Below are 13130 nucleotides of genomic sequence, written 5' to 3'. Positions count from 1 at the left end.
CGGCAAAAGCAAAGGGTGAGCACTTGATCGGTGCTGCAAAGTGGCCCGAACGGCCTCAAACCTTACCTGTGACCTGTTGCGCCACTGCAAAATGGCAGGTGAAGGTGCTGCCATGGCCTGGCACGCTGCTGACCTCCAGGCGCCCGCGGTGGCGCATCAGCACATGCTTGACGATTGCCAGCCCAAGGCCCGTGCCACCGGTATGAGATGCACGGCTCGAATCCACCCGATAGAACCGCTCCGTCAGCCGTGGCAGGTGCTTGGCATCGATGCCGGGCCCTGAGTCCTGCACCGACAGATGGGCGCCTTGGGCATCGGCCCACCAGCGAATGCGAATGCTGCCCTCGTCCTGGGTGTACTTGACGGCATTGAACACTAGGTTGGAGAACGCGCTGCGCAATTCCGACTCGCTGCCCTTGAGCCAGATGCCTGGCTCGGCCTCCAGGGTAATGCGCTGGTTGCGCGGCCCGGACAACGCTTGCGCGTCTTGCTTGATCGCACTGAGCAGGGTGTCCACGGCCACTGGCTGGTTGTCGGACGGGTAGTCGGTGGCCTCCAGCTTGGCCAGCAGCAGCAGGTCGTTGAGCAGCGTTTGCATGCGCGAGCCCTGTTGGCTCATCTGCTGCAACGCTCGGCGCCAGCGGGGGTTCACGTCCTCGACGTTATCCAGCAGGGTTTCCAGGTAGCCGGCAATCACGGTCAGCGGCGTTCGCAGTTCGTGGGACACGTTGGCCACGAAGTCCTTGCGCATCTGTTCGAGCTGGTGGATGCGGGTGACGTCCCGAACCAGCATCAGGTGTTCGTTGTTACCGTAGCGTGTGATGTGCAGTTGCACCCGCATGCGATCGTTGATGGGGGATGGAATCTCCAGTGGCTCGACATAGTTTTCGGTTTCGAAGTATTCCTTGAAGCGCGGGTGCCGCACCAGGTTGGTCACCTGCTGGCCGCCGTCCTGGGGTGTCTTGAAGCCCAGGAGCGTCTCGGCTGCGCGGTTCCACCACTCCAGGTTGCCGTGGCTGTCGAGCATGATCACGGCGTCGCGCAGCGCTGCGGTGGATTCCTGCACCCTGTCGATCACCGCTTGAAGCCTGCCACGCACACGCTGGTCGCGGCGTTGCAGATGGTAGATGCTGTCGAACACCTCGCCCCATAGGCCGTAGCCGTCAGGCGGTGCTTCGTCCGGTTGGTGATTGCGCAGCCAGGCATGCAGGCGCAGCAGTTGCTTGAGCGTCCAGCCCAGGTAGAGAGCCAGGCCAATGGCCAGGCTCCAGCCATAGTAGCCACTGACCAGGCCACCGATCAGGCAAAGGGTGATCAACAGCAGCAGGTGGCGAATCAAGGTCGCATGCCAGTTCTGGTTCAATTGGGGATCCTTCGAATCCAGCGATCAACAGCAAGCACGAACCTGCATGCAGAAGCGGATCGGTAGCGCGTTCACGTCCATTCGACGGCTTTGAGCCGAGTGCTGCGTTTCAGGTCAGACCTTGGTCGAAAAGCGGTAGCCTGTGCCGCGAACCGTTTGTACCAGGTTTTCATACGCCTCACCCAGCGCCTTGCGCAAGCGGCGAATGTGGACATCGACCGTGCGTTCCTCGACATAGACATTGCCCCCCCATACCTGGTCCAGCAACTGGCCGCGGGTATAGGCGCGTTCCTGATGGGTCATGAAGAATTGCAGCAGGCGGTACTCGGTGGGCCCCATCTCGGCCGGCTTGCCATCGATGGTGACGCGATGACTGATAGGGTCCAGCAGCAGCCCGCCCACTTCGATCGGCGTCTCGCCATCACTGGGGCCGGTACGTCGTAGCACGGCCTTGAGGCGGGCTACCAGCTCACGCGGCGAGAACGGCTTGGTGATGTAGTCGTCCGCACCCACTTCCAGGCCTTGGATCTTGTTGTCTTCCTCGCCCTTGGCGGTGAGCATGATGATCGGAATGTCCCCGGTCAGCTCGTCGCGCTTGAGCCGCCGGGCCAGTTCGATGCCCGAGGTGCCGGGGAGCATCCAGTCCAGCAGAATCAGGTCCGGCTTACGGTCGACGATGATGGCATGGGCCTGTTGGGAGCTTTCTGCTTCCAGGCACTCATAACCTGCCATCTCCAGGGCCACGGCAATCATCTCGCGGATGGGCGCCTCGTCGTCGACGATCAGAATATTCCTGCCAGCCATGCTCAAAACCTCTCCTGGATTCGCTGTCTTGGCCCCGCATTAGATAACGGAATTATTGCAGCTGTGTGACAGGGTGTTGGCGGTTCTCGCGACATTCAATGACTGGGCCAGGCTTGACCGGGGCGGCGGTTGCACCTGTAACCGACGCTTTACCCCCTCGATACGGTGAATCCTCATGCGGTGTGCACCAGGTGGACCTTGCTGAGGTGGTGCCGCGCCTCAACCCACCGCTCAACGTAGCGCGTAATCCAGTACCACGCCCATGAACACCATCAGCCCGGCCCAGTGGTTGTGCAGGAACGCCTTGAAGCATGCGTCTCGATCCAGGCGGCGGGTGGACCAGAATTCCCAGGCGAAACAGCACGCGGCGCCCAGCAGGCCCAGGTAGAACCAGCCGCCGAGGGCGAAGCTGCTGCCGGCCAGCATCAGGCAGCCCAGCGAAAGGCCCTGCAAGCTCAGGATTATCACCCGGTCAGCCTCGCCGAACAGAATGGCCGTGGACTTCACGCCGATCTTCAGGTCATCGTCGCGATCGACCATGGCGTAGTAGGTGTCGTAAGCCACCGTCCACAGCAGGTTGGCGATGTACAGCAGCCAGGCAGCGGCCGGCAGCTCGCCGCCAGCAGCGGTGAAGGCCATGGGGATACCCCACGAATAGGCGGCGCCCAGCACCACCTGTGGGTAGTAGGTGTAGCGCTTCATGAAGGGGTAGCAAAATGCGAGCGCGACGGCCGCGAACGAAAGCCAGACGGTTTGACTGTTGGTGCACAGCACCAGCAGGAAGCTCACGCTTACCAAAACGGCAAACAGCGTCAGCGCTTCGCGGGGGCGTACACGCCCGCTGGCCAAGGGTCGATCGGCGGTGCGCTTGACGTATCCATCCACCTTGCGATCGGCAAAATCATTGATGCAGCACCCGGCCGCGCGCATGAGCACCACGCCCAACCCGAAGATCAGCACATTGGCCAACGAGGGTGAACCCTGACCTGCAATCCACACCGCCGACAGGGTTGGCCAGAGCAGCAGATAAATGCCGATGGGCCTGTCCATGCGACTTAGCTGGACAAAGTCCCAGGCGCGCGGATGAAGGCGGTTCAGCGATTTGAGCAGTTGCAGGTACATCAGCGGGTATCCTCGCGTGCCACCTGCCACAACGCCGGCAGGAACACTTCGGCGACAAGCAGGTCGAGTTCATCTCGGGAGAAGCGTGAACGACGTCCCCACAAGCCTGGGCTTGCAACTTCAGCAGGGAGCCAGGCTTCGGGATAGTGGCATACCTGCAGGGGATGGCGGGTGAACGCTCGATCGCAGAACAGCAGCTCGCCCAGCGAGCGACTACCGAGCGATTCAAGGTCCAGGCCGCCACGTTCGAGCGCCGCACGGCTGGCTACGCTGCGGGCGAATACCCACGGCTGGCCATGCCCGCGCAGGAACACTTCCCTGACCCAACCCTGGGCACCGAGCGCGATGCCAAGGGCTTGGCATTCATCCTCGCGCAGCGACTGCCAGCCTTCGAACAGGGGCGTTACGCAGAAATCGTCGCCGGACAGTCGGGTCAGCCGACGTGTGAGCGAGCCCTCATCGAACAACCAGTCCAGCATGGAGGGGGCGAGGCTGGCCTGCACCTGTGGATACGCTAGCCACGCGACAGCGGCTGCGTGCGGGGTTGGGTACGACACGTCGGTCTGCTTGTTACAACCAAAGAGGCCGCGAGCTTAGCATGAATGCCCCGACTGCTTGCATACTGCCGGCAGGGCCGCTACAAAGCCTTTCGATTGCACCTTGGCCCGTGAAGAGGCCGCACGTCCAAACCCAAGCCGAGCCTGAACCGAGGAAACCCGTTCCGATGAAAAAGTGGCAATGTATTGTCTGCGGTCTGATCTATGACGAAGCCGATGGCTGGCCGGATGATGGAATCGCGCCCGGCACGCGTTGGGAAGACGTACCCGAAGACTGGCTCTGCCCAGACTGCGGGGTTGGCAAGAGCGACTTTGAAATGATCGCCATCGGTTGATCGAGGAACCCCCCATGACGCCTCCTGTAGTCATCATTGGCACCGGGCTTGCGGGTTACAACCTCGCCCGAGAATTACGCAAGTTCGATGCACTCACCCCCGTGCTGATGATCACTGCCGATGACGGGCGGTCCTACTCCAAGCCCATGCTCTCGACCGGCTTCGCCAAGCAGAAGGACGCCGAGGGGCTGTGCACGGCCGAGCCCGGCGCCATGGCCGAGCAATTGAACGTCGAGGTGCGTACCCATACGCGCATAACGGGTATCGACCCAGGCCACAAGCGCCTGTGGATTGGCGAGGAGGCAGTGCCCTATCGCGATCTCGTCCTGGCGCTGGGTGCACAGACCATCAGCGTGCCTGTGGAAGGTGACGCCAGCGACCTGATCTTCCCGATCAATGACCTTGAAGACTACGCGCGCCTGCGCGCCGCGGCTGCCGGCAAGCAGCGGGTATTGATCCTGGGCGCCGGTCTTATCGGCTGTGAGTTTGCGAACGACATGCGTCTTGGTGGTTTCGAGGTTGATGTGGTCGCGCCCTGCGAGCAGATCATGCCCACCCTGTTGCACCCGGCAGCGGCCCAGGCGGTACAGAGCGGGCTACAGGGTATCGGCATTCGCTTTCATCTCGGGCCCGTGCTGACGCGCTTGCAGCGCCAGGGGCATGGCGTGCGTGCACAGCTGTCCGACGGCCAGGTCATCGCGTGCGACCTGGTCGTGTCGGCCGTAGGCCTGCGCCCACGAACGGACCTGGCTGCCGCGGCGGGCCTGCAGACTGGGCGGGGTATCCGTGTGGACCGATTCCTGCGTACCTCCCATGCCAATATCCACGCCTTGGGCGACTGTGCCGAGGTTGACGGCATCAACCTGCTCTACGTGATGCCGTTGATGAGTGGCGTCCGAGCGCTGGCGCAGACACTGACTGGCACCCCCACTGCCGTCAGCTATGGGCCAATGCCCATCACCGTCAAGACGCCTGCCTGCCCTGTGGTGGTGTCGCCACCGCCGAATGGGCAGATGGGTACGTGGCAGACAGAGGGTGAGGGTAATGACGTCAAAGCGCTCTGCCACGCCGCCGATGGCCAGCTGATCGGGTACGCCCTTACCGGCAGTACCGTGATGGAAAGACTGACGCTCAATCGCCAGCTTCCACCCGTCATGGCGTAAATAGCACACGAACTGTCGGGTATGCCTTTTTTGCTTGTGCATTCTGGCCGTACCGATACTGGCGCGGTACTCAAGCGCGTGCCATTCTCACACTCGTCTGCCGCGGCTTAGAGCCCGTGGCGCCTTGAACGCTGCCCTTGAGGCGGCACGGCATAACAACAAAAATTCCGTCAAAGAGGCTTCATCATCATGCGCAAACCAGAACTCGCCGCTGTCATCGCCGAGAAGACCGACCTGACCAAAGACCAGGCCAACGAGGTGCTGAACGCGATTCTCGAAAGCATTACCCAGGCTGTGAACAACGATACAGTGACGCTGGTGGGGTTCGGCACGTTCGAGAAGCGTCATCGTGGGGCGCGAACCGGTAAAAACCCGCAGACGGGTGAGCCCGTCAAGATCAAGGCAAGCAACACGGTAGCCTTCAAGCCAGGCAAGAACTTGCGCGACAGTATCAACGTGCCCGCCAAGCCTGCTAAAAAGACTAAATGACCTAGGCCTGTCAGCGGCATGAGGATCAAACGGGCGCCGACAGCGCCCGTTGTGCTTGCATACGAAAAAAGATTCGTTTAGCCCCTGCAAAGCATATAAAGCGGATAAACTGGCGCTCACAGTCACTTTTTACACGAGACGCTCGAATGAAGTTCCGCTTACTTCTCTGGGTCATGGGCCTGCTGATGGCCAGGGCAAGCCGAAACAATCCGGCTTTCCAGCAGCAGCTCAAGGGCAAGGATCTGGTGTTCCAGATGCAAACCCTCGACGGCAAGATCGCTCGACACTTCATCGTCGCCAACGAACGCATCCGTAGCAAAGGGGGCGCGTTCGCGCAGCCTGCCTTCGCCATCGCCTTCAAGGATGCTGCCTATGGCTTCACTACCCTGCAGGCGCGCAACAAGCAGCTGGCATTCATGCAGGGCATCCAGGACAAGGCGATCCAGATCAAGGGCAACCCGGCCTTGGTGATGTGGTTCCAGGGCCTGATGAAGTACCTGAAACCTAAAAAGAAGCATTGACCGCGCAGGGGCCGAGCGACGGCCCCAGTCAATCAGTGTGGCGCAGCGAACTGGGACGCAAGCTCGCGCAGCAAGGTCTCAGCCTCGAGTACCTTGTTCACGACATCATTGGCCTTGTCGCGGGAAAGCCCAAGACGCTCAAGCAATGCATCGGGAATCTCCTCTTTCGGGCCCGAGCCGATACCCCGTGAGCGAAGCAATCGAGTCGCGAGGAAGACCAGGTTGGGAAAGGCTGCATAGTCGCCCTCGTAGTTGGGGTCATGCTGGAAGCGCAGCGCCGTGGACAACTCCTCGGGCATGTCCCACAGCTTCATCAGCCAGGCACCAATCTGCTCGCGGCTGATCCCTAGAAGGTGGCGCTCCACATAGGTGTGGCACAGATGGGGGTTGACCTCCAGATGCCGACAGATCAGCGAAAAATGCGGCGGAAACACATGTGCCAGCAGCAAGTACCCGAAATTGTGCAGAAGACCGGCAAGGTAGGTGAGGCCTGCCTCAGGTCGTTCGGCACGTGGCATTGCACGGGTAAGGCCTTCGATGACAGCCGCTGTGTAGATGGAGTGCTGCCAGTAAGGCGTCGCTTGCTGAGGCTGGTCTTTGGGTAGGCTGAGCGTCTTGCCCATGGCCAGGCCCAAGGCCAGGTTGATCACCAGATCGAAACCCAGCACCCTGACAATCGCATCCTCGACCGAGCGTACCTTGCCGGGCGAGGCGTAATAGGGCGATGCCGCCCAGCTCACGACCTGCGCAGCCAGCGCCGGGTCGGTTTCCACCACCCCGGTGATATCGTCGATGCTGGCATTCGGGTCGACACGCAGCTTCATGATCTTCTGCGCGGTATCGGCCAGGGGCGGGATTTCGATGGTTTCTTCGAGCCGCTTTTGAATGCGTCGTGCAGTGAAGGCCTGAACTGCCTGGCTGATCTCGCGGGTGTCATCGTCCGGACGGTCCAGGTTCAGGGCAATGGCCTGCACCTCCTGCCCGAATGCGCTGGCGCTGGCTTTGCTCAGCAGGCGTTTGAACGGGTCACGGTCGATGGCCAGCAGCAGGTCTTCCTGGCCTGACTGAATGAACACGGTCGCGGGTTCGAGCAGGCTTTTTTCGTACTGGCAAGGTGAGCTGGTCAGCGCCGGTATGCCCGGGAGAACCTTGAGATGGTGTTTTTCCAGCATTTGGCGCAAGCGGGGCACCGGCACAGCGGTGAGTGTCCGGCCAGTCAGCTCGGTGAGCCGGCTCAGGTCCAGCAGTTGGCTTTGCGGCAGCAGCACCATCAGTGCGCCCACCTCGTCGTCCAGCAGCACCGCCTGTACACAGGCTTGAGCCGGCGGGGGGGGATGCGCCAACACTTCACGGTAGGCAACGCCGAGCTTGTCGAGCAGCAACCGGATAACCGACGGTGTTTGTGGGGTTGCGGTGTCCAAGGCAGCTTGAGTCATGGTCCGTGTCCACTGGTTCCTAAAAGCGAAGTATAACCAGCCTCGCCGGGAGGCTGGATCCATTGACCACTTGGGTCAGACTTGGCCGTACTGTTGCCCGTGACGCAGCCAGCGTTCAAGCAAGGGGCTGACATGTTCCGGCCAGCGGGCCACCAATGCCTGGGCTGCATCACGAACGGCCGGGAGCAGATCGGCATCGCGCATCAGGTCAGCGACCTTGAACTGCAGCAGACCCGTCTGGCGCGTGCCGAGCATCTCGCCCGGGCCGCGCAGCTCCAGGTCCTTTTCCGCGATGATGAAGCCATCGTTGGTTTCGCGCATGATGCCCAGGCGCTCGCGGCCCACCTGTGACAAGGGCGGGTGATACAGCAGAACGCAGTGGCTGGCAGCGCTGCCACGGCCCACCCGCCCACGCAACTGGTGCAGCTGGGCCAACCCCAGGCGCTCTGGGTTTTCGATGATCATCAGGCTGGCGTTGGGCACATCGACGCCAACTTCGATCACGGTCGTGGCAACCAGCAGCTGCAGATCACCGGCTTTGAATTGCGCCATGATCTCGGCTTTTTCTGCCGGTTTCATACGCCCGTGAATCAGCCCGACCCGCAATTCGCCCAGGGCGCTGCCAAGTTCCTCGTAGGTGCTCTCGGCGGCCTGGCAGGTCAGCTCTTCAGACTCCTCGATAAGGGTACAGACCCAGTAGGCCTGACGCCCTTCAGCACAGGCGGCGCGTACCCGCTCGACCACTTCGAAGCGACGGCTGTCGGCCACCAGCACCGTGTTGACCGGTGTACGCCCGGGAGGCAATTCGTCCAGCACGGAAGTATCCAGGTCAGCATAGGCGCTCATGGCCAAGGTACGCGGAATGGGCGTCGCCGTCATGATCAGCTGATGAGGACACAACTCGCCATTCACACCCTTTTTGCGCAACGCCAGACGCTGCTGGACGCCAAAACGGTGCTGCTCGTCGATGATGGCCAGGGCGAGGTGCTTGAACTTGACCTCTTCCTGGAACAGGGCGTGGGTACCCACCACCATTGGCGCACCGGCGGCGATCTGCTCCAGTGCACTGACCCGGGCCTTGCCCTTGAGCTTGCCGGCCAGCCAGGCGACTTCGATGCCCAGTGGCTCCAGCCAGCGCTTGAAGGTGATGTAGTGCTGCTCGGCAAGAATCTCGGTAGGTGCCATCAGCGCCACCTGGTAACCCGCCTCCAACGCCTGCAGGGCTGCCAGTGCCGCGACCACGGTCTTGCCGGCGCCCACATCACCTTGCACCAGGCGCAGCATGGGTTCGTGCTGGCTGAGGTCGTAGGCAATTTCATTGGCGACCCGCTGCTGCGCCCCCGTAGGCTTGAAGCCGAGATTGGCCAGGTACTCGTCCTGCAGGCGTGAAGGCTTGGGCAGCACCGGTGCGCGCAGGCTGCGCAGGCTTTCGCGCAATCGCTGCTGCGACAGCTGGTGGGTCAGCAGTTCTTCGAATGCCAGGCGGTGCTGGGCCCAGTGGTGGCCTTCGGCAAGCTCATCGAGGTCGGCGTCAGCCGGCGGGTTGTGCAAGTACCGTATGGCATCGTCCAACGGGGCCAGCTGATAATCGCGCGCAAGCTCCTCGGGCAGCCAGTCCGGCAGGCTGCGCGGCCCGAGCAAGGCCAGGCTCTGTTGGCAGAGCAGGCGTAGCCGTTGCTGGGTGAGCCCCTCGGTAGACGGGTAAATCGGGGTAAGCGTCTGTTCGACCGGCGGCGGCGGTTCGTCGCCGTTCAGTGCACGGTATTCAGGATGATAGATCTCCAGGCCCGATGCGCCCGGCCGGGCTTCGCCATAGCAACGCAGGTGAGTGCCGCGCTTGAGCCCTTCCTTCTGTGCGTTGCTGAAATGGTAGAAGCGCAGGCTCAGCACGCCGCTCCCGTCGCCCAGACGAACGACGAGGCTACGTCGCTTGCCCATGGTCACGTCCGCGCCGCTGACCACGCCCTCGATCACCGCGTCCTGCCCTGGCCGCAGTTGCCCGATCGGCACCACGCGGGTGCGGTCCTGGTAACGCAAGGGCAGGTGAAACAACACGTCCTGCAGGTTTTCCAGGCCCACCTTGGCAAGCTTCTGCGCCATGGCGTCACCGACACCCTTGAGCACAGTGACCGGTACCTTCGACAACTCACTCATGGCTCAGGCAGTTTGCTCGGTGGGCGTTTTGGCGACCGAGCACAGGCGGATCGAGTCGGCAAGAATCTCGATGGCCTTGGGCCGCGGGAAACTGGCGCGCCACGCGATCGCCACGGTACGAAATGGCGCTGGTGCTGTCAGCGGACGCACTTCGATCACGCCCGGTGCGTAGTGATGACTGTGCACGGCAGACAGCGGCAGGATGGAGACACCCAGCCCAGAGGCCACCATGTGGCGGATGGTTTCCAGCGAGCTGGATTCGACCGTGGTGTGGCGTGCGCCTTCACCGCCCTTGTTCAGGGTAGGGCACGCCTCCAGCACCTGGTCACGGAAGCAGTGACCTTCGCCCAGCAGCAACAGGCTCTTGTCGTTGAGCGATGCCGCATCGATGGTTTTCTTCGCCGTCCACGGGTGGTCGGCTGGCATCAGTGCGCAGAAAGGCTCGTCGTAGAGCGGCAGGGTCAGCACGTCGGCTTCGTTGAAGGGCAAGGCGACGATCACCGCATCCAGTTCACCGTTACGCAGCTTCTCACGCAGCACATGGGTGAAATTTTCCTCGATGTACAACGGCATCTGCGGGGCCACACGGTGCAGCTGTGGGATCAGGTGAGGAAAGAGGTAGGGGCCGACGGTGTAGATCGCGCCTACCTTGAGCGGGGCGGTCAATTGGTTCTTGCCGGCCTGGGCCAGTTCGCGGATGCCCTGAGCCTGTTCGAGCACTTTCTGGGCCTGGGCCACGATGCCTTCGCCAACCGGCGTGAGGCGCACCGCGCTCTTGCTGCGCTCGAAGATCAGTACGCCGAGCTCATCCTCGAGCTTCTTCACACCCACCGAAAGGGTAGGCTGGCTCACATGGCAACGCTCGGCTGCATGGCCGAAGTGCTGTTCCTGGGCGAGTGTGACGATGTAACGGAGTTCTGTGAGGGTCATAACGTGCGTCCATGAAGTTGCGAGCCCAGCATAGCGGCTGCAATCGATAGACGCACGTTATCAGACTTGCCGACTTGTGACAGAAACAAAACGTCAGCGGCGGTCCAGTGAGTACACGAACGGCGCGACGACTTCGATCGTCCCGTTGTTCAGCAGCTCAGCCGGCGGTTTGGGTACCTTGCCCGCTCGCCGAATCATTTCCATGGTTGCCCGGTCCAGGGACGCACTACCCGACCCACCGGCCAGTGAGTACGACACGACCTTGCCCTCGGCATCGACTACGAAACGCAGGCGATTGATGCCCTGCAAGCCTCTGCGCCGCGCGTCTTCCGGGTACCGCTTGTACTTCGCCAGATGGCGCAACAGGTCACTCTGCCAGGTCGGCAGTGCGGTGCTGTTGGAGGCGACGCTCGGTGCGGGCGCTGCGGACTTCTGCGGCGGCGTATTGCTCGGTGGTGCGTCTAACGTTTCCTTGGTCGGCGGCGCTTCCTTCGGCGGCTCAGGCTTTTTCTCAGGCTTGGGCGGCTGTGGCTTGGCCTTCGGCTTGGGCGGCTTGGGAATGGCAATCTTGGGTTTAGGGGCTTCCACTACCTTCGGCAGCGGGGGTTCTTCGACCGGCGCCGGTGGTTGGGGAACTGCTTTGGGAGGGGGTGGTGGCGCAGGCTCCGGCAGCGGTGCCAGCTCGACCATCATGGCTGCCGGCGGCAGCTCGATGGCCTGGGGCACCGACCAGTTGAGCATGAGCAGCACAGCGACGGCATGGACACCCAGCACAAGCGCCAGGCTGCCGCTGTAACGCGCCAGATTGTGCCGCGTCTTCGTCATTTCTTGGCTGCCGTCTCAAGACCTACCAGACCGACTTTGAGGTAGCCGGCCGCGCGCATGTTATTCATCACTTCCATCAGGTCACCGTAGTCCACGCCTTTGTCGGCCTGGAAGAAGATGGTGGTGTCCTTGTCACCCTTGGTCTTGGCGTCCAGCATCGGGCCGAGACGCTCGGGCGTTGGGACCGGGTCATCGCCGACATAGAGCTTCTGGTCGGCCTTGACGCTGACGAAGACAGGCTTCTCGGGCCTGGGCGCCGGCTTGGCCGTCGAAGCAGGCAAGTCGACCTTGATGTCGACCGTGGCAAGGGGCGCTGCGACCATGAAGATGATCAGCAGCACCAACATCACGTCGATAAACGGCGTCACGTTGATTTCGTGGTTTTCGGCGAGGTCGTCGCCACCTTCGTTCAGATGCAGGCCCATGGCTTACCCCACTTTCACCATGTGCGGGGCGGCGCGATCGCTGCCCTGATGGTCCAGGTCACGGCTGACCAGCAGCAGCACCTGGGCCGAAGCGTCGGACACCTGTGCCTTGTAGCCGGCGATGGAGCGGGCGAAGACGTTGTAGATGACCACGGCCGGGATGGCGGCAACCAGGCCCAGTGCGGTGGCCAGCAGCGCTTCGGCAATACCCGGGGCGACCACGGCGAGGTTGGTGGTCTGAGTCTTGGCGATGCCGATGAAGCTGTTCATGATGCCCCACACGGTGCCGAACAGGCCCACGAATGGCGCAGTGGAACCAATGGTGGCCAGCACGCCCGTGCCGCTGCTCATATTTCGCCCGCTGGCGTGTACCAGTCGTTCCAGGCGGAAGCTCACGCGCTCCTTGATGCCTTCCTTTTCACGGGCATTGGCCGACAGGCGCATTTCCTCGAGCGCATCGTGAACCAGGGTATGGGCCAGGGTGCCTTGCTTGTCGGAGACTTCGCTGGCTTCCTTGAGGCTGGTCGATTTCTTCAGGCGGGCGATTTCCCCGCGCAGGCGGCGCTTGGCCCCCATCAACTCGAAGCCTTTGGCGATCCAGATGGTCCAAGTGATGATCGAGGCGATGGCCAGGCCGATCATGACGGCCTTGACCACGACATCGGCGTTCTTGTACATGCCCCAAGGCGACAGGTCATGGGCCATGCCGAGCGAGGTATCTTCCACCAGGGCTTGGGCGTCCGGGTCTGCAGCAACCGGAGCCTGTGCAACGGTACCCGGTGCCGCTTCGCCGGCCGGAGCGCTAGCTGGTGCAGCAGCGCTGGCCGCCGGGGCCGTCACTGGGGCAGCGGCATTGGGCTCATCGGCCATGGCGACCGGGGCCAGCGCCAGGCTGAGAATCAGCGCAGCGGTGGCACGCCAGGCGCGCGATGGGGTTGGCGAAGCGGAAGGTTGGGTACGTGTCATGCTGGCCGGACCTGATGAAGATGATGGGTGAGCGTTCTTC

Annotated in this window: 14 protein-coding genes; 4 read left to right on the top strand and 10 right to left on the bottom strand. The window is 62.3% G+C overall.

Annotation, left to right across the window (positions count from 1 at the left end; all coding sequences use genetic code 11):
* Positions 1-55: 55 nt before the first annotated feature.
* From phoR to ACF8GB_RS09555, 4 genes are all read right to left on the bottom strand, one after another.
* Positions 56-1363: a phosphate regulon sensor histidine kinase PhoR gene (gene phoR, locus ACF8GB_RS09570; RefSeq protein WP_326383960.1), complete on the bottom strand. Its 1308-nt coding sequence runs from the start codon at positions 1361-1363 to the stop codon at positions 56-58.
* Positions 1364-1477: 114 nt separating this feature from the next.
* Positions 1478-2167, bottom strand: coding sequence for a phosphate regulon transcriptional regulator PhoB (gene phoB / locus ACF8GB_RS09565; protein WP_023532543.1), 690 nt, complete (start codon positions 2165-2167; stop codon positions 1478-1480).
* Positions 2168-2398: 231 nt separating this feature from the next.
* A complete protein-coding gene (ubiA, locus tag ACF8GB_RS09560) occupies positions 2399-3289 on the bottom strand; it encodes a 4-hydroxybenzoate octaprenyltransferase (protein ID WP_058638819.1) in 891 nt (296 codons plus the stop codon).
* The gene (locus ACF8GB_RS09555; protein WP_078479358.1) at positions 3289-3846 is read right to left on the bottom strand and encodes a chorismate lyase; all 558 of its coding nucleotides are present in this window, start codon (positions 3844-3846) and stop codon (positions 3289-3291) included. The genes ubiA and ACF8GB_RS09555 overlap by 1 nt, the downstream gene beginning before the upstream one ends.
* A gap of 167 nt (positions 3847-4013) precedes the next feature.
* On the opposite strand from ACF8GB_RS09555, the gene ACF8GB_RS09550 reads away from it, so the two are divergent.
* From ACF8GB_RS09550 to ACF8GB_RS09535, 4 genes are all read left to right on the top strand, one after another.
* Positions 4014-4181, top strand: a complete 168-nt coding sequence (locus ACF8GB_RS09550) for a rubredoxin (RefSeq protein ID WP_023532601.1) — start codon at positions 4014-4016, stop codon at positions 4179-4181.
* 14 nt (positions 4182-4195) lie between these two features.
* Complete coding sequence (locus ACF8GB_RS09545) at positions 4196-5344, top strand: FAD-dependent oxidoreductase (RefSeq protein WP_326383961.1); 1149 nt, start codon at positions 4196-4198, stop codon at positions 5342-5344.
* Between the two features lie 189 nt (positions 5345-5533).
* Positions 5534-5833, top strand: coding sequence for an HU family DNA-binding protein (locus tag ACF8GB_RS09540; protein ID WP_058602763.1), 300 nt, complete (start codon positions 5534-5536; stop codon positions 5831-5833).
* A gap of 146 nt (positions 5834-5979) precedes the next feature.
* A complete protein-coding gene (locus ACF8GB_RS09535; RefSeq protein ID WP_058638823.1) occupies positions 5980-6354 on the top strand; it encodes a hypothetical protein in 375 nt (124 codons plus the stop codon).
* A gap of 32 nt (positions 6355-6386) precedes the next feature.
* Here ACF8GB_RS09535 and ACF8GB_RS09530 read toward each other — a convergent pair whose 3' ends face one another.
* The 6 genes from ACF8GB_RS09530 to exbB form a co-directional block, all read right to left on the bottom strand.
* The gene (locus ACF8GB_RS09530; RefSeq protein WP_078479355.1) at positions 6387-7790 is read right to left on the bottom strand and encodes an aminoacyl-tRNA deacylase and HDOD domain-containing protein; all 1404 of its coding nucleotides are present in this window, start codon (positions 7788-7790) and stop codon (positions 6387-6389) included.
* A 75-nt stretch (positions 7791-7865) separates the two neighbouring features.
* On the bottom strand, positions 7866-9944 hold the full coding sequence (recG, locus tag ACF8GB_RS09525) for an ATP-dependent DNA helicase RecG (RefSeq protein WP_023532570.1): 2079 nt from the start codon (positions 9942-9944) through the stop codon (positions 7866-7868).
* 3 nt (positions 9945-9947) lie between these two features.
* Positions 9948-10874 carry a hydrogen peroxide-inducible genes activator gene (locus ACF8GB_RS09520; RefSeq protein ID WP_023532770.1) on the bottom strand — a complete coding sequence of 309 codons (927 nt, stop codon included), beginning with the start codon at positions 10872-10874 and terminating at the stop codon, positions 9948-9950.
* Positions 10875-10967: 93 nt separating this feature from the next.
* Positions 10968-11699 (bottom strand): energy transducer TonB, encoded by a 732-nt coding sequence (locus ACF8GB_RS09515; RefSeq protein WP_326383962.1) that lies wholly within the window; start codon positions 11697-11699, stop codon positions 10968-10970.
* Positions 11696-12124 (bottom strand): TonB system transport protein ExbD, encoded by a 429-nt coding sequence (exbD, locus tag ACF8GB_RS09510; RefSeq protein WP_058602766.1) that lies wholly within the window; start codon positions 12122-12124, stop codon positions 11696-11698. Before exbD ends, ACF8GB_RS09515 begins: the two co-directional genes overlap by 4 nt.
* Positions 12125-12127: 3 nt before the next feature.
* Positions 12128-13090: a tonB-system energizer ExbB gene (gene exbB / locus ACF8GB_RS09505; RefSeq protein WP_058638825.1), complete on the bottom strand. Its 963-nt coding sequence runs from the start codon at positions 13088-13090 to the stop codon at positions 12128-12130.
* Between the last annotated feature and the right edge of the window lie 40 nt (positions 13091-13130).

It is taken from the genome of Pseudomonas sp. xss_4 (assembly GCF_043104125.1).
Taxonomy (GTDB): domain Bacteria; phylum Pseudomonadota; class Gammaproteobacteria; order Pseudomonadales; family Pseudomonadaceae; genus Aquipseudomonas; species Aquipseudomonas parafulva_B.
The sequence above is the reverse complement of the archived record's forward strand: the minus strand, read 5'-3'. Positions and strand labels throughout refer to the sequence as shown.